21 protein-coding genes and 1 pseudogene are annotated in these 23,694 nt (G+C 63.9%); 16 read left to right on the plus strand and 6 right to left on the minus strand.

The window, feature by feature from the left end:
• Positions 1-149 precede the first annotated feature (149 nt).
• From AC07W0_RS01775 to AC07W0_RS01805, 7 genes and pseudogenes are all read left to right on the plus strand, one after another.
• Positions 150-614, plus strand: coding sequence for a hypothetical protein (locus AC07W0_RS01775; protein ID WP_017845897.1), 465 nt, complete (start codon positions 150-152; stop codon positions 612-614).
• Positions 615-628: 14 nt separating this feature from the next.
• Positions 629-1,441 (plus strand): SDR family oxidoreductase, encoded by an 813-nt coding sequence (locus tag AC07W0_RS01780; RefSeq protein ID WP_017845898.1) that lies wholly within the window; start codon positions 629-631, stop codon positions 1,439-1,441.
• On the plus strand, positions 1,442-1,843 hold the full coding sequence (locus tag AC07W0_RS01785) for a hypothetical protein (protein WP_017845899.1): 402 nt from the start codon (positions 1,442-1,444) through the stop codon (positions 1,841-1,843).
• Between the two features lie 310 nt (positions 1,844-2,153).
• Positions 2,154-3,500, plus strand: a complete 1,347-nt coding sequence (locus tag AC07W0_RS01790) for an efflux transporter outer membrane subunit (RefSeq protein WP_238587104.1) — start codon at positions 2,154-2,156, stop codon at positions 3,498-3,500.
• Entirely contained in the window at positions 3,500-4,630 is a 1,131-nt protein-coding gene (locus tag AC07W0_RS01795) for an ABC transporter permease (RefSeq protein ID WP_046484561.1), read from the plus strand. Before AC07W0_RS01790 ends, AC07W0_RS01795 begins: the two co-directional genes overlap by 1 nt.
• 109 nt (positions 4,631-4,739) lie before the next feature.
• A pseudogene (locus AC07W0_RS01800) lies at positions 4,740-5,390 on the plus strand (ABC transporter ATP-binding protein); the annotation flags it as partial.
• The gene (locus tag AC07W0_RS01805; protein ID WP_102617117.1) at positions 5,387-6,289 is read left to right on the plus strand and encodes an HlyD family secretion protein; all 903 of its coding nucleotides are present in this window, start codon (positions 5,387-5,389) and stop codon (positions 6,287-6,289) included. The pseudogene AC07W0_RS01800 and the gene AC07W0_RS01805, both read left to right, overlap by 4 nt.
• Before the next feature lie 30 nt (positions 6,290-6,319).
• On the opposite strand, the gene AC07W0_RS01810 is transcribed toward AC07W0_RS01805, so the two are convergent.
• From AC07W0_RS01810 to AC07W0_RS01825, 4 genes are read right to left on the minus strand one after another with little or no spacing between them, the layout of a single operon-like run.
• Positions 6,320-7,180 carry an efflux RND transporter periplasmic adaptor subunit gene (locus AC07W0_RS01810; RefSeq protein WP_046484565.1) on the minus strand — a complete coding sequence of 287 codons (861 nt, stop codon included), beginning with the start codon at positions 7,178-7,180 and terminating at the stop codon, positions 6,320-6,322.
• A 10-nt stretch (positions 7,181-7,190) separates the two neighbouring features.
• Positions 7,191-7,391 (minus strand): DUF1656 domain-containing protein, encoded by a 201-nt coding sequence (locus AC07W0_RS01815; RefSeq protein ID WP_017845905.1) that lies wholly within the window; start codon positions 7,389-7,391, stop codon positions 7,191-7,193.
• On the minus strand, positions 7,381-9,582 hold the full coding sequence (locus AC07W0_RS01820; protein ID WP_046484570.1) for an FUSC family protein: 2,202 nt from the start codon (positions 9,580-9,582) through the stop codon (positions 7,381-7,383). The genes AC07W0_RS01815 and AC07W0_RS01820 overlap by 11 nt, the downstream gene beginning before the upstream one ends.
• A 10-nt stretch (positions 9,583-9,592) precedes the next feature.
• Entirely contained in the window at positions 9,593-11,104 is a 1,512-nt protein-coding gene (locus AC07W0_RS01825; protein WP_046484572.1) for an efflux transporter outer membrane subunit, read from the minus strand.
• A 182-nt stretch (positions 11,105-11,286) separates the two neighbouring features.
• Between AC07W0_RS01825 and AC07W0_RS01830 the strand changes: the two genes are divergently transcribed.
• The 5 genes from AC07W0_RS01830 to AC07W0_RS01850 all read left to right on the plus strand — a co-directional run bounded on the left by AC07W0_RS01830 (position 11,287) and on the right by AC07W0_RS01850 (position 15,949).
• Positions 11,287-12,255 (plus strand): LysR family transcriptional regulator, encoded by a 969-nt coding sequence (locus AC07W0_RS01830; RefSeq protein WP_017845908.1) that lies wholly within the window; start codon positions 11,287-11,289, stop codon positions 12,253-12,255.
• Between the two features lie 382 nt (positions 12,256-12,637).
• Entirely contained in the window at positions 12,638-13,612 is a 975-nt protein-coding gene (locus AC07W0_RS01835; protein WP_046384642.1) for a 2-hydroxyacid dehydrogenase, read from the plus strand.
• 96 nt (positions 13,613-13,708) lie between these two features.
• Positions 13,709-14,611, plus strand: coding sequence for a chemotaxis protein (locus AC07W0_RS01840; protein WP_017845911.1), 903 nt, complete (start codon positions 13,709-13,711; stop codon positions 14,609-14,611).
• A 3-nt stretch (positions 14,612-14,614) separates the two neighbouring features.
• Positions 14,615-15,097, plus strand: coding sequence for a GNAT family N-acetyltransferase (locus AC07W0_RS01845; RefSeq protein ID WP_102617118.1), 483 nt, complete (start codon positions 14,615-14,617; stop codon positions 15,095-15,097).
• Between the two features lie 108 nt (positions 15,098-15,205).
• Positions 15,206-15,949 carry a YkgJ family cysteine cluster protein gene (locus AC07W0_RS01850; RefSeq protein ID WP_046384644.1) on the plus strand — a complete coding sequence of 248 codons (744 nt, stop codon included), beginning with the start codon at positions 15,206-15,208 and terminating at the stop codon, positions 15,947-15,949.
• On the opposite strand, the gene AC07W0_RS01855 is transcribed toward AC07W0_RS01850, so the two are convergent.
• Together AC07W0_RS01855 and AC07W0_RS01860 are read right to left on the minus strand one after the other, a co-directional pair.
• Positions 15,946-16,734 (minus strand): transporter substrate-binding domain-containing protein, encoded by a 789-nt coding sequence (locus AC07W0_RS01855; protein ID WP_102617119.1) that lies wholly within the window; start codon positions 16,732-16,734, stop codon positions 15,946-15,948. The two genes, AC07W0_RS01850 and AC07W0_RS01855, sit on opposite strands and share 4 nt — an antisense overlap.
• A 168-nt stretch (positions 16,735-16,902) precedes the next feature.
• Positions 16,903-17,136, minus strand: coding sequence for a hypothetical protein (locus tag AC07W0_RS01860; protein WP_017845915.1), 234 nt, complete (start codon positions 17,134-17,136; stop codon positions 16,903-16,905).
• Positions 17,137-17,351: 215 nt separating this feature from the next.
• Between AC07W0_RS01860 and AC07W0_RS01865 the strand changes: the two genes are divergently transcribed.
• From AC07W0_RS01865 to AC07W0_RS01880, 4 genes are read left to right on the plus strand one after another with little or no spacing between them, the layout of a single operon-like run.
• Positions 17,352-18,518, plus strand: a complete 1,167-nt coding sequence (locus AC07W0_RS01865) for an efflux RND transporter periplasmic adaptor subunit (protein ID WP_046384646.1) — start codon at positions 17,352-17,354, stop codon at positions 18,516-18,518.
• Positions 18,515-21,610 (plus strand): multidrug efflux RND transporter permease subunit, encoded by a 3,096-nt coding sequence (locus tag AC07W0_RS01870; protein WP_017845917.1) that lies wholly within the window; start codon positions 18,515-18,517, stop codon positions 21,608-21,610. The genes AC07W0_RS01865 and AC07W0_RS01870 overlap by 4 nt, the downstream gene beginning before the upstream one ends.
• 9 nt (positions 21,611-21,619) lie before the next feature.
• Entirely contained in the window at positions 21,620-22,297 is a 678-nt protein-coding gene (locus AC07W0_RS01875) for a heavy metal response regulator transcription factor (protein WP_017845918.1), read from the plus strand.
• Entirely contained in the window at positions 22,287-23,651 is a 1,365-nt protein-coding gene (locus AC07W0_RS01880; protein ID WP_102617120.1) for a heavy metal sensor histidine kinase, read from the plus strand. The genes AC07W0_RS01875 and AC07W0_RS01880 overlap by 11 nt, the downstream gene beginning before the upstream one ends.
• The last annotated feature ends 43 nt before the right edge of the window (positions 23,652-23,694 follow it).

Raw genomic sequence — 23,694 nt, forward strand, 5'->3', positions numbered from 1 at the left:
GCCCCCTCCCACATTTGAATGTATTCACAGATCAAAGGTGGGAGGGGGCTTGCCCCCGATGAGGCCCTCCCGGCCACCGCAGCACTCAAGGTAGCCAATCCCACCTACGCTTAAGTTAGGATGCTCGTTCCCTATTCGAGGTGGTCTCCATGTTCTTCGGCGTTCTCCTGATCATCACCTGGCTGGTCCTGTTGCTGCGCTACCCGGCCAAAGCCCTGCCCGTATCGCTGGCCGCCGCTGTGGGCCTGGGGCTGGTGGGCGTGTGGGTGGTGTGGCTGGACAATCGTGAAGCGTCGCAACTGGCGCGCCTGGAGCTGCGCATTGTCTACGCCCCGCAGGACTGCCCGGCCGACCGCCCACTGAAGCTGACCCTGAACAACGGCAACGACGTACCGCTGACCGAACTGCGCTGGCGCGTCGCTGCCTATGCGCCGGGCGATACGGTCAACCTGGCCGACAACGTCTACGCTGCCCCACGCTATCGCGGCCCCGGCGAGTTGCAGGCCGGCGCCACCTGGGACGACTGCCTGCCCACCCCGCCGCTGCGCCCTGGCTACCGCCCGCAAACCCTGGAATTTCGCGCCGAGCATTTGCAAGGCAGCTTCTCGGACTGAAAAAGGACCGATCCATGCCCAACGTACTCATCACCGGTTGCTCCAGCGGCATCGGGCGCGCCTTGGCCGAGGCCTTCAAATCCGCCGGCTTCGACGTGTGGGCCAGCGCCCGCCAACCGGAAGACGTCGCCCGCTTGTCCGCCGCCGGCTTCAATGCGGTGCAACTGGACGTCAACGACAGCGCCGCCTTGCAGCACCTGGCCGAGCAGTGGGGCGAGCTGGATGTGCTGGTCAACAACGCCGGCTACGGCGCCATGGGCCCGTTGCTCGACGGCGGCACCGAGGCGCTGCAGTGTCAGTTCGAAACCAACGTGTTTTCCATCGTCGGCGTGACCCAGGCGTTCTTCCCCGCGCTGCGTCGCGGCAAAGGCCTGGTGGTGAATATCGGCAGCGTTTCCGGGGTGCTGGTGACGCCATTCGCTGGCGCCTACTGCGCCTCCAAAGCCGCCGTGCATGCCTTGAGCGATGCCCTGCGCATGGAACTGGCGCCGTTTGGCGTGCGGGTGATGGAAGTGCAACCGGGCGCAATCGATACCCGCTTTGCGAAAAACGCCGGGGCCCAGGCGGAGCTGTTGATCAACGAACAATCGCCGTGGTGGCCGTTGCGCGAGGGCATCCGCGCGCGCTCCCGGGCCTCCCAGGACAACCCGACACCGGCCAGCCGATTTGCCAGCCAGGTCCTGAACGCCGTGCAACAACCGACACCGCCGCGCTTATTGCGCGCGGGCAATGGCAGTCGGGCACTGCCGTTGATGGCGGCGTTACTGCCCAAAGGGTTGTTGGAAAACGTATTGAAGCGACGCTTTGGTTTGAATAGGAGTTTGTAAATGATCGACTACAGCGACTTTTTCGAGGAAGTGATCCAGACCCACGTCGAGATCGAACAATGGTTCGCCGGCGTGGCGCCTGAAGGCACGCTGCAAAGGCTGCTCGCGCGCTTCTCGCCGGAGTTCAGCATGATTGCGCCCTCCACCGGCACACGCATGAACGCCGCTGGGGTCAATTACCTGTTCACCCGCCTGGGCGGCCAGCGGCCAGGGTTGAAGATCACCTTGAGCGAACTGAGCGGCATTGACCGGCATGCCCGCGGCGCCGTCGTCAGTTACCGCGAACATCAGATCGACGACAGCGGCACCCAGACCGATCGCCGCGCCACGGTGGTCTTCGAGAAACAGGCCAGCGGCGCACTGCTGTGGCGCCATTTGCACGAGACGTACTGCCAGGCCTGAACCGCCAGGCAACACCCCGCCAGTATGCGCGCAAGCCTCCCCCCACTTGCGCGCACAGCCCATCGCCCTGAGTCCCCCGCTCATTGGCGGCAATACAATTTCGCTACAGAACTGAACGGGCACTCTCGCTAGAGTGACGCGCTGACTTCTGACTCAACACGCTCAGACCTCATACCTCGCTTGTCGTTGATCGCTGTTCGCGTCGATTTGACACAGCCGTTCCGGTACCTCTTGGGTGACCCCTATCAAGCCTTTAAACAAATCGCGCGCCTGTCGGACGCTGCTCACACTGTCACTGGGGTTAACTGCGGTGACAGGCTGTTCGGTCGCACCTCTGCCCGCGTTGAAACCGCCCGCGCCAGAGGCATGGCGCAATGCACCGTCCCCACTGGCGCCGGCCAAGCCCGACCTCAATCGGTGGTGGCACGCCTTCAATGATCCTGAACTCGATACCCTGGTGGATCAGGCATTGCACAACAACCTCGACGTCGCCGCCGCAGTCGAGCGCCTGCGGGCTGCGCGAGTGCTGAGCCAACATTCGCAAGCGCCCTATCTGCCCTCGCTCGGGATCAAGACCCACGATGCGATAAGCCCCGACACCAGCAGTTCGTACTTCCTGATCGGCTTCGATGCACAGTGGGAACTGCCACTGTTCGGCGCCAGGCAGAGCGCGGATCGCATCACCGAGGGCAACCAGGCGCTGGTGGCCGCCGACTTGCGCAGCGTCCAGGTGTCGCTGGTCGCCGAAGTCACCCGGCATTGGGTTGAGCTGCGTTCGGCGCAACACGCCGAACGCGCGCTGACGGCCATTCGTGACGCTCAGCAGGAAAAACTGGCGCTGCTGCGTGTGCGCGAGCAACTTGCCCTGGCGCCGCACGCTGACGTGGCGGGCGCCGAGGCGGAACTGGCGCGGGCCGAGATGCAACTGAGCGGGCCGCAACAACGGATCCACCGCCATGCACAGCAGTTGGCGCTGTTGTCGGGTCGGCCAGAGCCCGACCCGCGCTGGCTGCAGCCCGGACCGCAGCCCACGCTCGGCCAGTGGCAACTCAACAACGTGCCGGCGGACCTGCTGCGCACACGCCCGGAAATTGCCAACGCCGAGGCCGAGGTTCTTGTGGCCGCCGGGGAGTTGGGGATGAGCCGCGCCGATATCTACCCGCACCTCAGCCTGGGCGCTTCGTTGCAGTGGTCGCTGAACATTGCCAGCAACCGCAAGCGCACGCCCAGCGGCAACAGCATTTTCTCGGCCGGGCCGGGGATCAGCATCCCGTTGTTCGACTGGGGCCAACGTATCGCCACCGCCCGCGCGAAAGACCACCTGTTGCAGGCAGCGGTTCTGACTTATCGCCAGGCGGTGTTGCAAGGCGTTGCCGAAGCCGAAATCGCCCTGGGCGACCTCGAACAAACGCGCCTGCGCGAGCACGCCTCGCGCCAGGCCCATAAGGCGACGCAGACGCGCCTGGAGGCCTTGCAACAACGCGAGCGCCTGGGGCTCATGAGCCCACTGGAACTGACGAGCGCCCACGTGCAGGCACTGCAAGCCATGCGACAGGCCGACAGCGCCAGCACCGAACGGGACATCGCCTACATCGCGCTTTATAAAGCCCTCGGCGGCGCACCGTTACCGAACCCGACAGTGAAGGATGCTGACTGATGGTGGCGCTTGCCCGTCTGACACTGATCCACGAATGGCGGCGCTTCCTGCCCGCGATGATCGCCGTAGGCTTCGCGGGGCTGCTGCAGTTGCTCCAGGCTGCGCTGGTGCTGGGTATTTTCGGCAGTGCCAGCGTCTATATCACCGGCTCTACGGCGGACCTCTGGGTCGGTTACCCCGGCACGCAAAGCGTCAACCTCGGAAGACCGATCGATGCCGGCGTGGAAATGCGCCTGCGCATGGACGCCGACGTCCTGCGTGTCGAGTCGTTTCGCTGGGTCGACGCCGATTGGCGCGGTGCGCGAGATACCGGTGGCGTGTCGGTGTTTGTCAGCGGCATCGACGTCGGGCCAGACGGCCTGATGTTTGCGCGCGCCCTGCCGACGGCACTGCGCGCCCGCCTGGCCGAGCCCGGTGCGGTGATCGTCGACCGCGCCGATCTGAGCACCCTGGGCGTGAACCTGGGGGACGCCGCGACCATCAACGGGCAACGTGTGCGCGTGGTGGGCGTCACCAGCGGCCTGCGCGCGCTGGGCGGGGTCAATGTGCTGGCGTCGCTGGCCACCGCCCGGCAGCTCGACACCACCACCGCAGCGGACCGCATCACCTACCTGGTGGCCAAAGTGCGCGATCCCGCTCAGGCCGGTGCGGTTGCCGCGCGCCTGAGCGACGGCCCTGCATTCGGCAACTACTCGGTATGGACCGCACAACAGTTCGCCCAGCGCTCGCAGATGTATTGGATGTTCGACACCGGCGCCGGTGCCGGCGTGCTGTTTCTGGCCGCGATTGTGTTCCTGGTGGGCGCGGTCATCACCAGCCAGACGCTGGTCGCCGCCGTCGTCGGTTCCATCCGCGAGTACGCCACCTTGAACGCCCTTGGCGTCGGCGTGAATGCCCTGCGCAAAGTGGTCATGGAGCAGGCTTTCTGGGTCGGGGCACTGGGGCTGCTGGGCAGTTCGGTGCTCGCCGGCCTGTTCTTCGCCCTGGCGGCGCACTACAACGTGCCGGTGCAGCTTTCGCCCGTCGCGGCCCTCGCCTGCCTGTGCCTGAGCATGCTCCTGGCACTCGTGTCGGGCCTGGCGGCCATCCGCACCTTACGCCACGCCGACCCGGCCAGCCTTCTGAGATAGCACTGCCATGAGTCTCCTGACATCCGCCACACCCTTCACGCTGCAAGCCAGCAGTATCAGTAAATCGTTCACCTCGGGGCGGGTCGTAACCCCAGTGCTGCATGACATTACCCTGGCGATACGGCCCGGCGAACTGACCCTGATCTCAGGCCCGTCCGGCTGTGGCAAAAGCACGCTACTGGCGATCCTCAGCGGCCTGCAGCAGCCCGACCGCGGCAGCGCATCGGCCCTGGGGCACGACCTTTCAAGCCTCGACACGCGGGCCCTGGAGAATTTTCGCCTGCGCCACACCGGCTTCGTATTCCAGGGGTTCAACCTGTTTCCGGCGTTGACTGCGCAGCAACAGGTCGAGCTGCCCTTGAGCTACCTGGGGCTGCCGAGCACGGAAGTCCGAGCGCGCGCCATTGAGGCGCTGGAGGACGTCGGGCTGGGCTCGCGCATGCAACTGCGCCCGGCCGAATTGTCCGGCGGCGAAAAGCAGCGCGTAGCCATTGCACGCGCCGTGGCAAAGGCCCCCGAGTTGTTGTTCGCCGACGAACCGACCAGCGCCCTCGATGCGGCCAACGGCCAGATCGTGATCGATATTTTGCACCGCATCGCCCGCACGCGTGGCACCACGGTGCTGTGCGTCAGCCACGATCCGCGCCTGATCAGTAATTGCGACCGCGTGCTGACCATAGAAGACGGCCGCATTTTGAACGATCAATCCCTTCCCTTCCAACCGGCCGCTATGGTCGGAACCCAGGAACACTCTGTATGAACGCGCGCCCGCTTCGCTCTTGGCTGCTTCTGAGTACCGCACTTGTATTGCTGAGCGCCTGCTCCCGTGAAGATGCGCCTTCCACGCCGACGTCAACGGCGCCAACCTACCTGGCCGTCGCGCGCGGCCGTATCGATGTGGAAGGCGGTTTGCTCAAGCTCGGCGCGAGTCGCGACGGCGTGGTCGCCGAGATCAAGGTGACGGAAGGCGAGCAGGTCAAGAAAGGCCAACTGCTCGCCACCCTGGACAGTGAACTGGCGCAACTGGCCGTCGCCGCCGCACTGACCGAGCAACGCCAGGTGCAGATCCAAGCCAAACAGTTGGCAAGGCAGCTCAAGTTCGCCGAGCAGCAGGCCAGCCGCCTGACCGCCGCCGCCAAGGCAGGCGCCGGCGACAGCCAGAGTGCCGATGGGGCCCACGAGGCCGCCGAGCGCTTGCGCGACGAGATTGAAAAGACTCAGACAGACGCCGAAGTCGCCGCGAGAAAGCTGACGGCGGCACGCTACGAACTGGCGCAACGCAGCCTGCGTGCGCCGGTCGACGCCGAGGTGGTTCGGCGCCTGATTCAACCCGGTGCCGCAGTGTCTGCACAGTCCGGGCCGGCTTTCGTTTTGTTGCCGAACCAGGCGCGTATCGTAAGGGCCGAGCTCAACGAGTCATTCACCGGCGCGGTGCGCCCCGGGATGAAGGCCGAAGTCACCGATGACAGCGCCGATGGTTCAGTGGCACTGACCGCCCATGTGGTGCGGATCAGTGCGGTACTGGGCAACAGCACCCTGGAAGACGACGCCCTGGTCAGGGCCAATATGCGTACCGTTGAATGCATATTGGCGTTCGATCAGCCGGCGCCGCCGTCTCTGCGGGTGGGGCAGCGCATGCTGGTGCGGTTTGGGCCGTAGCTAATCGTCACGACCCACCCCGACAGAGGTTCAGTGCTGGATAGAGTCGACAATCACCGTGCAGGTAATCCCCGCCGCCAACAACACGCCTTCGGGCACTTCATCGATATGAATCCGCACCGGCACGCGCTGGGCCAAGCGCACCCAGTTGAAGGTCGGGTTCACGTCGGCGATCAGTTCGCGGCTCTCGGGGTTGTCGCGGTCGTAGATGCCGCGAGAGATGCTTTCCACATGGCCCTTGAGGGTTTCGCCGCTCATCAACTGCATATCGGCCTTATCGCCGACCTTGACGTGGGGCAGTTTGGTTTCTTCGAAGAAGCCATAGACCCAGAACGAGTTCATATCGACCACGGCCATCTTGGCTTCGCCGATGCGCGCGTAGTCACCGCGATGCACGTTGAGGTTGGTGACGTAGCCGTCGACGGCCGCCACCACTTGCGTGCGTTTCAAGTTCAGTTCGGCGGCTTCCAGTTGTGCCTGGGCGTGCTGGTAGTCGGCGAGGGCCGAGTCGGCGACGTTGCCGGCGTCGTCGCGATTTTCCCTGGAGATCACCAGCGCGTCGAGGTCGGCGCGGCGGTGGGCGTTGTCCTTGCGCATTTCCCAGGTGGCTTTGCGCGAAGCGACAAGGGCTTGCGCCTGTTTGACGGCGAGGCGGTAGTGTTCGGGGTCGATCTGCATCAGCAGGTCGCCCTTTTTCACCAACTGGTTGTCACGCACCGGCACGTTGACCACTTCGCCGGTGACGTCGGCGGCGACATTGATGATGTCGGCACGCACGCGGCCATCGCGGGTCCAGGGGGTTTCCATGTAATGCACCCACAGCGTGCGGCCAATCCAGATCGCCAGAGCCAGAACCAGCAAGGTCGCGAGCAGGCTGAAAAACTTTTTCATCGGGGCATTCTCAACGGTAGACGGTCAGCGCCAGGGCGCCGAACAGGCAAACGAACAGGCTCAGGCGCAGCAACGCCGGGTGCCAGAAAAAACGGTACAGATCGAACCCCCCCAGGAAGCGGTCCAGCGCCCAGGCCAACCCCGCCGCGATCAAAAACATCAGGGTCACGGTCGGCATGTAAATGCCGTGGAACGCGATTTCACGAGGCATGCCCAGCTCCTTTCAACATAAGCGCGCCTTGGGGCTTGTAGGCCGCCAGTGGCGATTGCGGGTCCAGCAGCGAAGTGCGGATGAAGTGCAGGTAGCTTTTCACCCGGCGCAGGGCCGAGGTATCGAAGTGCGGCGCGAAGGGTTCGTCGGTCGCCTGCACGCGGCTGATCGCATGGTCGACGGCAATCAGCCCGCGCTCCAGGTTGCTGGCGCTGGGTTGCAGGAACAGGCGCACCAGTGAGCGGCCCATCACGCGGATCGCCTGGCGCCAGGGCTGGGATTCGGCGTAGGCCGGGTGGATCGGCAGGATCGCCTGTTCCTTGCGCAACTCGATGATCGCATGGCCGACTTCAAGCACCACGAACATCCAGCGCAGCAGGTTGCGTTGCACTTGCGGCTGGCCGACAGCGAGGCCGTAGGCCTGGTGCAGCAGGTCGCGGGTGCGGCTTTCGAAACTCGACGCCAGGCCCTTGAGCTTGCCACTGATCGCGTACACCACTTGCTCGCGCAGGTCCTGTTCCAGGCGGCGCCACAGCCAGCGGCTGTTGGGCGGCAGGATGATCGCCCCCGCCGCCGCACACACCAGCATGCCGATGATCATCGCGATGTAGTCGTTGATAAAGTTGTAGGGGTTGTAGACCGTGAGGTTGTCCGGCACCGAACCGGTGCTGAAAAAGATCAGCAGGCCCACGCCGACCCCGGCGTATTGCGGGCGTGAAGCGAGGAAGGCACCGAGGATGATCACCGGCGCGAGCATCACGCACAGCAGCGGGAAGCCGTCGATCCAGGGAAACACGAAAAACATTTCGACGAAGCCCACCAGCGCCCCGATCAGGGTGCCGCACGCCATCTGGAACGCCATGCGTTTGGGGTTCGGCGTGGCGGCGGACAGGCCGACGGTGGCGGCGGCGATCATGGTCATGGTCGCGCCGCTCGGCCAGGCGGTCGCCACCCAGTAGCTGCCGAGCACGATCAGGATGAACGACGCCCGCACCCCCGAGGCCACGCAGGCCAGCCAGTTGGTTTTGGGGATGAAGGTTTCGTCCCACTGTTCCCGCGCATGGGTGTGATCGGCCAGGGAGGCGTGGGTCTGTGCGTAGTTGTGCAGGTCGTCGACGAAGCGGTAGAGCAACTCGTAGGCGGTATGAAAGTCCAACTGCTCGTCTTCGCTCGGGTTGCCTTGCTGGAAGATCGCTCGCAGGCTGCGGACCTTGGCGGGCAAGCCGTCCTTGTAGACGCTCAACTGGTTGACCAGCCGCGCCGCGTCGGGGCTGGTGAGGGCGCGGCCGGAAAACCCGTCGAGTACCTCGGCCAAGTCCTGCAAGCCCGGTTTGATTTCGGCGACAACGTGGTCCGCGGCATCGGCACGCAGGCGTTCGAGCAACTGGTGCAAGGCGTTGAAGCGCGTGGTGATGCTCATGAATTCGCTGTTGAGGCGACTGAGCCGGCCGTTGCGCCGACGCATGTGCGGGTCTTCGAACACGGTGATGCTGCGCAGACCTTCCAGGCCCACGGCTTCGGCGATAAAGCGCACGTTGGTGCTTTCGAAGCTCTCGCGCTGGCTGCGCCCACGCAGGCCGTCGGTGACGAACAGCGCAAATACGCCAAAGCGCTGGTACAGCGCGTTGCGCATGGCCGCACTGGAGGTCTGCGGCAGAATCGCCGCACTGACCAGCGTGGAGACCAGAATCCCCAGGGAAATTTCCAGCACCCGCCACACGGCCGCCATGAACGCCCCGTCCGGGTGGGCCAGGGACGGCAGGCCGACCATCGCAGCGGTGTAGCCGGCGAGCACGAAGCCATAGGCGCGAAAGTTGCGGTTGCGCGTGGCGCCAGCGGTGCAGATCCCCACCCAGATCGCCAGCGAGCCGAGGAACAGCTCGGTGTTCTGCGCAAACAAGGCGATCAGGAACACCATCACCGCCGACCCGGCCAAGGTGCCGAGGAAGCGATAGAAGCTCTTGGCGAACACCTGGCCGCTCTGGGGTTGCATCACGATAAACACGGTGATCATCGCGGTGCGCGGTTGCGGCAGTTCCAGGCGCATGGCCAGCCACAGCGTGGCGAACGCAGCGATCAGCACCTTGAAGATGTACACCCAGGTCACGCCGTCACTGCGTGCCCAGTCGAAAAAGCCACGGCGCCACTCAAGGGAATACAGCCAGCGCAGCGGTGCAGGCAAGGGAGTCATCAAATCCTACTCAGTGATCGAACACGGCGAGCGCCGCCGGGGTCTTGCTCGGGACAGTCTTGGTGTCTTGCGGAACATCGTTGCCGGCGCCCAGCCCGCCGCCCAGGGCGGTCACCAGGTCGGCGTGGGCCGTCAGACGCGCGGCCTGCACCTGCTGCTCGACTTGCTGCTGGCGGAACAACAGGGTCTGGGCGTTCAGCACATTGAGGTAATCGGTAAGGCCGCGCTGGTAGGCGATCATCGCGATGTCGTAGGTTTTCTGCGCCGAGGCCACCGACTCTGCGGCGAAGCCCTTTTGCTTGTCCATGGATTCGCGGCGGATCAACTGGTCGCTGATGCCTTTGAGCGCGTTGACCAGGGTCTGGTTGTAATGCGCCACGGCGATGTCATAGCCGGCGCTGGCTTCACCCAACTGCGAACGCAGGCGGCCGCCGTCGAAGATCGGCAGGGTGATGGCCGGACCGACGTTGTAGTTGAATTTCTTGCCGGCCAGAAAACCCAGCATGCCGCCGCCGGTGGCCATGTAGCCGAGGCTGCCGACCAGATCGACGTTGGGGTAGAAACCGGCGTGCGCGACATCGATGCCACGCGCCTGCGCTGCCACCTGCCAACGGCTGGCGACCACGTCCGGGCGCTGACCGAGCAATTGCGCGGGCAGGCTGGACGGCAATTTCAGTGGCGCGCCGAGGGACAAGGTCGGACGTTGCAGTCGCGCGCCCTCGCCCGGGCCTTTACCCGCCAACGCCGCCAACTGGTTGCGGCTCAGGGCGATCTCTTCGTCCAGGGCATCGAGTTGGCGATGGGTCTCGGGCAACGGGGTTTCGGCCTGGCTCACATCGAAATGCGTGCCAATGCCCGCGTTCAGGCGTTTATTCGCCAGATCGAGAATCTGCTGTTGCTGGGCCAGCGTGGCCGCGACGATGTCGCGGTTGGCGTAATGCAACGACAGCTGGATATAGACGCGCACTACGTTGTTCTGCAGTTCAAGCTGGGCCTGGCGTGCTTCGGCCACGCTCATGTGCGCCAGGTCGACGGCACGCTCGGTGGCGTTGCTTTCGCGGCCCCACAGGTCGAGGGCATAGCTGAAGCCCAGGGACGTATTGTTGTCCCAGGTGTTGGAACCGCTCAATGCACCCGGGCCGTAGAACTGGTCGTTCGGCCAGTTGTGGCGCTTGAGGGTGGTGTCGCTGTTGATCTGCAGCGACTCGGCCGACTCAACAATCCCGGCCATGGCCCGCGCTTCACGCACACGCGCGGCAGCCATGGCCAGGCTCGGGCTGTCGTGGGTCGCGAGTTCGACCCAGCGGTTGAGCTGGGGATCGCCATAGGCCTGCCACCATTGCGCGGTGGGCCAGCGGGCGTCCCGGGCGGCGCTCTGGATCGCCTCATCGGTGGCCAGGGTATTGGCGCTGAGGGCCTGGTCTTGGGGGGCGATTCCTCCGGTTCCGATGCAGCCGCTGATTGCTAACGATAAGGCCCAAACACTGAGAGTCTTCAGCTCTCTGCTGATGCGACGCGGCACTGCTGCGAATTCCTGAGGTGGGTGATGCAGGGTAGGTGGTGTAATTCTAGGACGCGAGGGGAATGACGATAAGCTGGTATTCCTGTGAATCTTTATTACCGTTCAGGCGATAATCCCTTCGTAGGGATCACTGGTCGGCGTAACTTTCTGTCACAATTTGTCATCTCCCTTGAGAACACCCCATGGACACTTTGCAAAACATGCGCGCCTTCAGTTCTGTGGCCGAAGCCGGCAGCTTCACCGCCGCCGCCGCACAGCTGGACACAACCACCGCCAACATTTCGCGCGCGGTCTCCAACCTGGAGGCTCATCTGCAAACCCGCTTGCTCAACCGCACTACCCGCCGCATTGCACTCACGGAGGCGGGTAAACGCTATTTATTACGCTGCGAGCAAATCCTGGCCTACGTCGAAGAAGCCGAGGCCGAAGCCAGCGACGCCCACGCGCGCCCCGCCGGCCAGTTGAAAGTGCATACCATGACCGGTATCGGCCAGCATTTCGTCATCGACGCCATTGCCCGCTACCGCCGCACTCACCCGGACGTGACCTTCGACCTGACCCTGGCCAACCGCGTGCCGGACTTGCTCGATGAAGGCTACGACGTGTCCATCGTGCTGGCCAGCGAACTGCCGGACTCGGGCTTCGTGTCCCAGCGCCTGGGCATCACCTACAGCATCGCCTGCGCCTCGCCGGACTACGTCAAGGCCAAAGGCTGCGCGCAACGGCCCCACGATCTGCTCAACCACGCCTGCCTGCGCCTGGTCAGCCCGGTGGTCCTGCTGGATAAATGGAGCTTCAACGGCCCTGACGGCCAGGAAAGTGTCGCGATCAACACATCGCCGTTCCTGGTGAACTCGGCCGATGCGATGAAAACCGCCATCACCAGCGGCATGGGCGTCGGCCTGTTGCCGGTGTACGCCGCCATCGAAGGCCTGCGCAACGGCACGCTGGTGCGGGTGATGCCCAACTATCGCTCCCAGGAACTGAACCTGTACGCCATTTACCCATCGCGCCAGTACCTGGATGCGAAGATCAAGACCTGGGTGGAATACCTGCGCGGTTCGCTGCCGGAAATTCTCGCGGCGCACCAGGCGGAATTGGTCGCGTATGAGTTGAGCGGCAGCCTGGGCGGCGTGCGGATGGCGAACTGATTTCTGCCAGACGATAGCGATCCAATGTGGGAGGGGGCTTACTCCCGATAGCGGTAATGAAGTCATGCATGTATTGGCTGACACACTGCTATCGGGGGCAAGCCCCCTCCCACATTTGGATCTCCATGGATCAGATAGAACTCATTTGGCTCTTGCTCTTGGGAGCGGCCTTATAACCAACCTGAGCCTGGAAGCTGGACTCGGTCAAAAATGTGGGAGGGGGCTTGCCCCCGATAGCGGTAATGAAGTCATGCATGTATTGGCTGACACACTGCTATCGGGGGCAAGCCCCCTCCCACAGAGGTTCAACGGTGTCCTGACAATTACCGGCAGGAATGTTAGCTTGCTTGGCATTCTTCCGTAGTCGATGAGCCCGCCTGCAATGAAAAAGACTGTCCTCGCCTTCAGCCGTATCACCCCGGAAATGATCGAACGCCTGCAACAGGATTTCGAGGTGATCGCCCCCAACCCCAAGCTGGGCGACATCAATGCACAGTTCAATGAAGCCCTGCCCCATGCCCACGGCCTGATCGGCGTGGGGCGCAAGCTGGGCCGCGCGCAACTCGAAGGCGCGAGCCGGCTGGAAGTGGTGTCCAGCATCTCGGTGGGCTATGACAACTATGACGTGGCCTACCTCAACGAACGCGGGGTCATGCTCACCAACACCCCCGACGTCCTCACCGAAAGCACCGCCGACCTCGCCTTCGCCCTGCTGATGAGCAGCGCACGCCGGGTGGCCGAGCTGGACGCTTGGACCAAGGCCGGCGAGTGGAAAGCCAGCGTGGGCGCGTCGTTGTTCGGCTGCGACGTGCATGGCAAGACACTGGGCATCGTCGGCATGGGCAATATCGGCGCCGCCGTGGCTCGGCGCGGGCGCCTGGGCTTCAATATGCCGATTGTGTACAGCGGCAACAGCCGCAAGCCCGCACTGGAGCAGGAACTGGGCGCACAGTTCTGCAGCCTGGATCAGTTACTCGCCGAAGCGGACTTCGTCTGCCTGGTGGTGCCGTTGAGCGAAAAGACCCGGCACCTGATCAGTCATCGCGAGCTGGGACTGATGAAATCCAGCGCGATCCTGATCAATATTTCCCGCGGGCCGGTGGTCGACGAACCGGCGCTGATCGAAGCCCTGCAAACCCAGCGTATTCGCGGGGCGGGGCTGGACGTGTATGAAAAGGAACCGCTGGCCGAGTCGCCACTGTTCCAACTGAGCAATGCGGTGACCCTGCCGCACATCGGCTCGGCGACCCATGAAACCCGCACAGCCATGGCCAACCGCGCCCTCGACAACCTGCGCAGCGCCCTGCTCGGCCACCGCCCGCAGGATCTGGTCAACCCGCAGGTATGGAAGGGCTGAGATAAGTCAACTTCATCGGCCCATTCCCCTAAAGCCTGGGCCGATGAAGTCGATAACCCTCCATAGATGATCAACCCTGATCCACAGAAGGTTTTTATGTCCACGTCTAAAGCCCGCGCAGACTCACTCTCGCTTCTGCTCTTTACCTTGCGCAGCGGCAAGTTGATGGCCATTAACCTGCTGAAAGTCAGCGAAATCATTCCGTGCCCGCCGCTGACCAAGCTGCCGGAGTCCCATCCGCACGTCAAAGGTATCGCCATGCTGCGCGGCACCTCGCTGTCGGTGATCGACCTGAGCCGCGCCCTCGGCGAAATGCCGTTGGAAGACCCGGACGGCGGCTGCCTGATCGTCACCGATGTCAGCCGCTCCAAGCAGGGCCTGCATGTGCAGGCGGTGAGCAAGATCGTGCATTGCCTGACCACCGATATCCGCCCGCCGCCCTTCGGTGCCGGCGGCAATCGCTCGTTTATCACCGGGGTCACCCAGGTGGAAGGCGGGCTGGTGCAGGTGCTGGACATCGAAAAAGTCATCCACGGCATCGCCCCGGCACCGATTGAAATGGCGCCGACCGACTTGACCATGGAAGAGGCCGAAGTGTTGGGCAACGCGCGAATCCTGGTGGTGGATGACAGCCAGGTCGCCCTGCAACAATCAGTACACACCCTGCGCAACCTCGGTCTGACCTGCCACACCGCACGCAGCGCCAAGGAAGCCATCGACGTGCTGCTGGAACTGCAGGGCACCGTCGAGCAGATCAATGTGGTGGTGTCGGACATCGAAATGTCCGAAATGGACGGTTACGCCCTCACCCGCACCCTGCGCGAAACCCCGGACTTCCAGGACCTTTACGTGCTGTTGCACACCTCCCTGGACAGCGCGATGAACAGCGAAAAAGCGCGCGTGGCCGGGGCCGACGCGGTGCTGACCAAATTCTCCTCGCCCGAACTGACCAAATGCCTGGTGGTGGCCGCCCAGACCGTGGCGCAAAAGGGCCTGTAAGCGGTGGCCGAGTATTTCCAACTGCTACGCCGCAACCTCACCCGCGACCTGCCCGCGCCGCAGTGGCCGGCCGGTACGCAGTTGGATCACTACCGCGACGCATGGGCCCCGGCGATTCACGCGGTGTTGCGCATGACCCAGGCACAAGGCGGCGGCCACGTCGCCGACCTGCAAACCTGGCAGCGGCAGTTCGTGACCGATGCCGAGTTCGACCCCACGCTGTGCCTGGTGGCGAGCAATGCCGAGGGCATCCTCGGCGTGGCCCAGTGCTGGACCAGCGCCTTCATCAAGAACCTGTCTGTACACCCCTGCGCCCAGGGCCAGGGGCTGGGTCGCGCCTTGTTGCTGCACACCTTCCAGGTGTTCAAGCAGCGCGGCGAACCCTACGTGGACCTCAAGGTCCTGGAAAGCAACCGACGCGCCCGGCAACTCTATGAAAGCGCGGGCATGGTGTTCGTGCTGCGCGATGTGGTCAGCGAAGACTGACGGGCACTGGCGCACAACTTGCTTTCAGTGCTCCCGAACGTTGAAAAGAGGTGAAAACCCGTCACCGTTCGCGCGAGCCCTCTGACCTAGCCTGGTGACAGATCTGCCATGAACACTCATTTTTCCTGCGTCGGTTGTGGCAAATGCTGCACCGACCACCATGTCCCCCTGACCCTCGCAGAAGCCCGCCAGTGGGCGGCTGACGGCGGCAGCGTGATCGTTCTGGTGGAAGGTTTTCTCGGCAACGGCCTGGGCCTGCCGTTGCAGCAACGCGAACATGCCGAACGCCGTTCGGCGATGGTGCCCAGCGGCACGACCCAGGCATTCGTGGCCATCACTTTTGCCGCCTACAACCCCGGACGCTGCCGGAATCTTGACGAAGACAACCTGTGCCGCATCTATGAACGCCGACCGTTGGTCTGCCGCATCTATCCGATGGAGATCAACCCGCACATTCCGTTGAACCCTGCCGCCAAGGAATGCCCGCCGGAGTCGTGGGAACAGGGCCCGGTATTGATTGCCGGCGGCGAGTTGATGGACGCGGAACTGGCTGAACTGATCCGCCGCTCGCGCCAGGCCGACCGCGACGATGTGCAGACCAAAGAGGCGGTGTGTGCCCTGTTGGGGATTCGCACCACGGCGCTCAAGGGCGATGGCTTTACGGCGTACCTGCCGCAGATGGATGCCTTTACCCAGGCGATCGAGCTGGCGGCGAGCCAGCCCGGCGTGGCGAATGAGTGGGTGTTTCATGTGTCCGCGATGGACATCGCCGAACAGTTGCTGGACGCGGGGGCACAGCTTGCCACCGAGGTGCCGGCCAACTATGCGTTTATCCCGCTGCGCGCCGCCTAGTCGTTGGGCGCGACGGAAACGGCATCCAGGCGGTAGGGCTGAATGATCCGCTGGTATTCGCCGCTTTGCATCAGTTGTTCAAGGGCGCAGTTGAGGGCATTGCGCAAGGCGGTATCGGGCTTGCGCACCGCGATCGCCACGCCGCTGCCCAGGAGTTCGGCCGAAATGGCGGGGCCGAGGAAGTCAAAGTCCTGGCCATCGACGGTATCGAGCAGCGCCTCACGGATTTCCACGGTGCCTTGCAGGGTCGCATCGATATCCCCCGCCACCAGGCTGCGAGCCAGTTCGTCATTGAGCCAGAAGCTCTTGACGATAACGCCCTTGGGCGCCCACTGCGCTCGGGCGAAGGCTTCGCGATTACTGCCCAGCAACACCCCGACACGCTTGCCCTTGAGCGACCGCACGGTCGGCAGCAGGCCGGATGTTCTGCGGGCGACCAGGCGCGTGGTGAACGGATACAGCTCATCGGTGAAGTTGACCCAGCGCCGACGCGTCGACGTGGGCGCCATGCCCATGATTGCGTCGAACTGCCGGGCCTCCAGGGCCGGGAAGTTTTCCACCAGCACCTGATCGACCCAGGTGCACCGCACATTCAACTGCACGCACAGGGCGTTACCCAGGTCGATGTTCAGGCCGACCAACTGGCCTTGCGGGTTACGGCTCTGGAAAGGCGCGAATTGCGCAGCGACGGCGAAACGGATTTCGCGCCGTGGCGACTCACCGGCGGCAACGCTATCGGCCGCCAGCAACAACGCGAGCACGACACAAATGTGTATCAGAGCCACAGGAAACATCCTTTTCCGGAAAGTCCAACCTCACCCTCCCGCACCGACGGAAAACGCCGGGGCGGCACGGAGGCTGTGCAAGCTTTCAAGAAACGGTCGTGGCCCTACAATCAGAAATTTCAGCAGACGTTGTAGGCAATAGTCGACACAGCGTGCGACTTATTATTCTCAGCGTTTACCCATCGAACGACGGGTGCCCGGCGGCGCCATGCCTGGGGACTTGGTATGCCCGTTCTTGGCGCCGTTCTTGTACCACGGCTGGGCGGCATTCTTGGCCCCGGCCAGTTCACCCGGCTTGAACGGAAACTTGAACGCCGGGATCTCGGTTTTTTCAACGCTTTCAGCGCTGGCCGGATCGACGAGGTCGGCCGCTTCAACAGGGGGATGTGTCGGGGAAGTCATGGAAGCTCCGGAGCAGGCAAAAATTGATGCGGGGCCAGCTTGCGGGCCACACTGGCGCGCAGTATACCTGCGCCCTCAGGATCTTTAACCACCGCCTGTACGAATGGTCGGCGTTTACTGACAGCGCTGTCAGTTAGCAGTCACCTTGCTGACCGGGTTGACGGGCTATAAAGACACCTCACCCTTCCGTTCCTCTGCCCTGGCACCTCACTTCCATGCAAATTCAACGAAAAACCGCGCTGATCGTCGGAGTCCTCGTGGTGCTGGCGATTGCAGCCTGGGCCCTGACGCGGCCGGCCAAACCCAAACTGGCGGCGCCGACAGCGATCCCGGTACGGGTGGTGAGCGTGGCGCAACAGGACATCCCGCGATTCGTCAGCGGCATTGGGACGGTGCTGTCGTTGCACAGCGTGGTGATCCGCCCGCAGGTCGACGGCATCCTCACCCGATTGCTGGTCAAGGAAGGCCAGCAGGTCAAGGCCGGGGACCTGTTGGCGACCATCGATGACCGCTCGATCCGCGCCAGCCTCGAGCAGGCCAAGGCGCTGTTGGCGGAAAACCAGGCGCAGTTGCAAGTCGCGCTGATCAACCTCAAGCGCTACAAGGCATTGAGTGTCGACGACGGCGTATCCAAGCAGACCTATGACCAGCAACAGGCGTTGGTCAACCAACTCAATGCCACCGTCCAGGGCAATCAGGCCGCGATCGATGCGGCAAAGGTGCAGCTTTCCTACACTCAGATTCGCTCACCGGTCAGCGGTCGCGTAGGGATTCGCACGGTGGATGAAGGCAACTTCCTGCGCACGAGCGATGCCCAGGGGCTGTTCTCGGTGACGCAGATCGACCCGATTGCCGTCGAATTTTCCCTGCCGCAACAGATGCTGCCCACTCTGCAAAGCCTGATCGCGGCCCCTACCCCAGCCAGCGTCGACGCCTACCTGGGCGCCGACACCGACGGCCAGACCGGCGACCTGCTCGGTGAAGGCCACCTGAGCCTGATCGACAACCAGATCAGTTCCACCACCGGCACCCTGCGCGCCAAGGCCGAGTTCAACAACGCCACGCAGCGCCTGTGGCCGGGGCAACTGGTGACCATCAAGATCCAGACCGGCCTCGACAAAAACGCCCTGGTGGTGCCGCCGACCGTGGTGCAACGTGGTCTGGACGCGCACTTTGTGTACCGGGTCAACGGCGACAAGGTGGAGGTGGTGCCGGTGCAGGTCACCTACCAGAACAGCGACGTGACGCTCATCAAAGGCGTACAGGCCGGTGATGTGCTGGTCAGCGATGGCCAGTCGCGGCTCAAGGCCGGCGCTCGGGTCGACGTGCTCAAAGAACCGCCGCAAGTGATCCAGACCGTCGACGCCAAGGTGCAACCATGAACGCCAGCCGCTCGCCGTCGGCGTGGTGCGTCGACCACCCGGTCGCGACCCTGCTGCTCACCTTCGCTCTGGTGTTGCTTGGGCTGATTGCCTTCCCGCAACTGGCCATCGCCCCGCTGCCGGAAGCGGAATTTCCGACAATCCAGGTCAGCGCGCAACTGCCCGGCGCCAGCCCGGACACCATGGCTTCTTCGGTGGCCACGCCGCTGGAGGTGCAATTCAGCGCCATCCCCGGCATGACCCAGATGACCTCCAGCAGCGCCTTGGGCTCCAGCCTCTTGACCCTGCAATTCACCCTGAACAAGAGCATCGACACCGCCGCCCAGGAAGTCCAGGCGGCGATCAACACCGCGTCCGGCAAGCTACCCAGGGATATGCCGACCCTGCCGACCTGGAAGAAGGTCAACCCGGCAGACAGCCCGGTACTGATCCTCAGCGTCAGTTCCGACAGCATGCCCAGCACCGAGCTGAGTGATTACGTGGAAACCCTGCTGGCACGGCAGATCAGCCAGATCGACGGCGTCGGCCAGATCAACATCACCGGCCAGCAACGCCCGGCGATTCGCGTGCAGGCTTCGCCCGACAAACTCGCGGCCATCGGCCTGACCCTGGCCGACATCCGCGTGGCGATCCAGCAGTCGAGCCTGAACCTGGCCAAAGGCGCGATCTACGGGGAGAACAGCGTGTCGACGCTGTCGACCAACGACCAGCTGTTTCAACCCGGGGACTACGCCCAACTGATCGTGTCCTACAAGAATGGCGCGCCGGTTCAACTGCGCGATATCGCTAAAGTCATCAACGGCTCGGAAAACGCCTACGTACAAGCCTGGTCCGGCGACACCCCGGGGGTCAACCTGGTGATCTCGCGCCAGCCCGGCGCGAACATCGTCGAGACCGTCGACCGCATTCAAGCGCAACTGCCGCGCCTGCAGGCCATGCTGCCGGCATCGGTGCAGGTCAATGTGTTGAGCGACCGCACCAAGACCATCCGCGCCTCCCTGCATGAAGTGGAAGTGACCCTGCTGATCGCCGTGCTGCTGGTGGTGGCGGTGATGGCGTTGTTCCTGCGCCAGCTGTCGGCGACGTTGATTGTGTCGAGCGTGCTCGGGGTGTCGCTGATCGCCAGCTTCGCCTTGATGTACCTGATGGGCTTCAGCCTGAACAACCTGACCCTGGTGGCGATCGTCATCGCCGTGGGCTTTGTGGTGGACGATGCGATCGTGGTGGTGGAGAACATTCACCGCCATCTCGAAGCCGGGCTGGGCAAGCGTGAAGCGGCGATCAAGGGCGCCGGCGAGATTGGTTTTACCGTGGTGTCCATCAGCTTCTCGCTGGTGGCGGCGTTCATTCCGCTGCTGTTCATGGGCGGCGTGGTCGGGCGCCTGTTCAAGGAATTCGCGCTGACGGCGACCTCGACCATCCTGATTTCGGTGGTGGTTTCGCTGACCCTGGCGCCGACCCTGGCGGCGCTGTTCATGCGCGCCCCGACCCATCCGGCCCATGCCAAGCCCGGTTTCAGCGAACGCCTGCTGGCCGGCTATGCGCGCAACCTGCGCCGGGCCCTGGTCCATCAACGCAGCATGCTGGCGATCTTCGTGGTCACGCTGGCGCTGGCGGTGGTCGGCTACGTGTTCATCCCCAAGGGCTTTTTCCCGGTGCAGGACACCGGCTTCGTGCTCGGCACCAGCGAAGCGGCGGCCGATGTGTCGTTCCCGGACATGGTCGCCAAGCACAAGGCCCTGGCCGAGATCATCAAGGCTGACCCGGCGGTGGCAACGTTTTCCCATTCGGTGGGCGTCACCGGCAGCAACCAGACCATCGCCAACGGCCGTTTCTGGATCGCCTTGAAAGACCGCGGCGATCGCGACGTGTCCGCCAGCCAGTTCATCGACCGCATCCGCTCGAAACTGGCGAAGGTGCCGGGCATCGTGCTGTACCTGCGCGCCGGCCAGGACATCAACCTCAGCTCCGGCCCCAGCCGCGCCCAGTACCAGTACGTGCTCAAGAGCAACGACGGCGCGACACTGAATACCTGGACCCAGCGCCTCACCGAAAAACTGCGCGCCAACCCGGCGTTTCGCGACCTGTCCAACGACCTGCAACTGGGCGGCAGCATCACCCACATCAGCATCGACCGCCAGGCCGCCGCGCGCTTCGGCCTGACCGCCACCGATGTCGACCAGGCGCTATATGACGCGTTCGGCCAGCGCCAGATCAACGAGTTCCAGACCGAAATCAACCAATACCAAGTGGTGCTGGAACTCGACACCCAGCAACGCGGCAAAGCCGAAAGCCTCAATTACTTCTACTTGCGCTCGCCACTGACCAACGAGATGGTGCCGTTGTCGGCCCTGGCCAAGGTCGACCCGCCCAGCGTGGGCCCGCTGTCCATCAGCCATGACGGCATGTTCCCGGCGGCCAACCTGTCGTTCAACCTGGCGCCCGGCGTGGCGCTGGGGGATGCGGTGATCATGCTCAACCAGGCCAAGAACGAAATCGGCATGCCGGCCACCATCCTCGGCAACTTCCAGGGCGCGGCCCAGGCGTTCCAGAGTTCACTGGCCAGCCAGCCGTGGCTGATCCTCGCGGCGCTGGTGGCGGTGTACATCATTCTCGGCGTGTTGTACGAAAGTTTCGTCCACCCGCTGACGATCATTTCCACCCTGCCCTCGGCCGGCTTGGGCGCGTTGATCATGCTGTGGCTGCTGGGCCAGGACTTTTCGATCATGGCCCTGATCGGCCTGGTGTTGCTGATCGGCATCGTGAAGAAGAACGGCATCCTGATGATCGACTTCGCCCTCGAAGCGCAGCGGGTCAGAGGCCTGCCGCCGGAGGAAGCGATCTACGAAGCCTGCGTCACGCGGTTCCGGCCGATCATCATGACCACCCTCGCCGCCCTGCTCGGCGCCGTGCCGCTGATGCTCGGCGCAGGCCCCGGTGCCGAGTTGCGCCAACCGCTGGGGATCGCGGTGGTCGGCGGCTTGCTGGTGAGCCAGGCGCTGACGCTGTTCACCACGCCGATCATATACTTGTACCTTGAGCGGTTTTTCCACCGGCCCACACCAACGCCCGCGTTGGCGACCACACATTAAGGCGGGGTCATGCGCGTACTGATCGTTGAAGATGAAGAAAAAACCGCGGACTACCTGCATCGCGGCCTGACGGAGCAAGGCTACACCGTCGACGTGGCGCGTGAAGGCGTCGAGGGTTTGCACCTGGCGCTGGAAAACGATTACGCGGTGATCGTGCTCGACGTGATGCTGCCCGGTCTCGACGGCTTCGGCGTGTTGCGTGCCCTACGCGCGCGCAAGCAAACGCCGGTGATCATGCTCACCGCCCGCGAGCGCGTGGAAGACCGCATTCGCGGCCTGCGTGAAGGCGCCGACGATTACCTGGGCAAGCCGTTTTCGTTCCTGGAGCTGGTGGCGCGCCTGCAAGCCCTGACCCGCCGCAGTGGCGGGCACGAACCGGTGCAGGTGACGGTCGCCGACCTGTGGATCGACCTGATCAGCCGCAAGGCCAGCCGCAACGGCGTGCGCCTGGACCTGACCGCCAAGGAGTTCTCGCTGCTCAGCGTATTGGCGCGGCGCCAGGGTGAGATCCTGTCCAAGACCGCCATCGCGGAGATGGTCTGGGACATCAACTTCGACAGCGACGCCAACGTGGTCGAAGTCGCGATCAAACGCCTGCGCGCCAAGCTCGACGGGCCGTTCGAACAGAAGCTGCTGCACACCATCCGTGGCATGGGTTATGTGCTGGAGAACCGCGGTGTCAACTAACTCCATCGCGCTGCGCTTGAGCGGCATGTTCACCCTGGTGGCGCTGCTGATCTTCCTGTTGATCGGCGGCGCGCTCTATCAGCAGGTGGACCGTGGCTTGGGCCTGTTACCCGAGGCCGAACTGGATGCGCGCTACAGCGTGTTGGAGTCCTCGGTGAAGCGCTTCGGCACGCCGGAGCATTGGACCAAGATCAAGGCCAAACTCAAGTTGTTGGCCGAGGAAGACAAGCGCATCCGTTTCTGGGTGGTGAGCAGCGACCCGAACTACGAATATGGCAACCCGGACGCGCAGATCCGCGCCTTCGCCGCCGGCCCGACCGGCAAGCGCGACTTGCGCCTGGTCGATCACGCCGACCCGTTCAAGGTGCTGGTGAGCCAGTTCCCCGCCCAGGACCAGCGCCCGCCGTTGCGCTTCATGATCGCCATCGACACCGAAAACTTCCGCGCCACCCAGCACCACTTGCTGGTGGCGCTGATCAGCCTGGCGTTTATCGGCGTGGTGCTGGCGGCGCTGCTGGGGTTCTGGGTCTCGCGCATCGGCCTCAAGCCGCTGAGTAAACTCTCGGACGAAGCGCAGAAACTCGCACCGCCGAAACTCTCCGGGCGCCTGCAACTGTCGCCGCTGCCGCCGGAGTTGCGTCAGTTCGTCAACTCGTTCAACGCCACCCTGGACCGCGTCGAACAGGCCTACTCGCGCCTGGAATCGTTCAATGCCGACGTCGCCCATGAACTGCGCTCGCCCCTGACCAACCTGATCGGCCAGACCCAGGTGGCCCTGACACGCGGGCGCTCGGCCGAACATTATTTCGAGGTGCTGCAATCGAACCTAGAAGAACTGGAGCGCCTGCGTTCGATCATCAACGACATGCTGTTCCTCGCCAGCGCCGACCAGGGCAGCAAGGCCACCAAGCTGATCGAAAGCTCCCTGGCCGACGAAGTGGCGACCACCCTCGACTACCTGGACTTCATCCTCGAAGACGCCCAGGTCCAGGTGCACGTCCACGGCGACGCCCAGGTGCAGATCGAAAGAGCCCACCTGCGCCGCGCACTGATCAACCTGCTGAGCAACGCCGTGCAGCACACCGCGCCAGGGCAGGTCATCGCGGTGAACATCGACGTGCGGGAGCATCAGGTGGCGATCGCCGTGACCAACCCCGGCGACGCGATTGCCAGCGAGCACCTGCCTCGGCTGTTCGAACGCTTCTATCGAGTGGACGCATCGCGCAGCAACAGCGGCGCCAACCACGGGCTGGGGCTGGCCATCGTCAAGGCGATTGCGCTGATGCATGGCGGCGATGTGTTCGTGCGCAGTGACGCGGGCGGCAACACCTTCGGTATTACCCTGCCCGTCTAACGCTTGAGAACACTTCAGACCAATGTGGGAGGGGGCTTGCCCC

The sequence above is a fragment of the Pseudomonas sp. GW704-F2 genome, assembly GCF_059423025.1.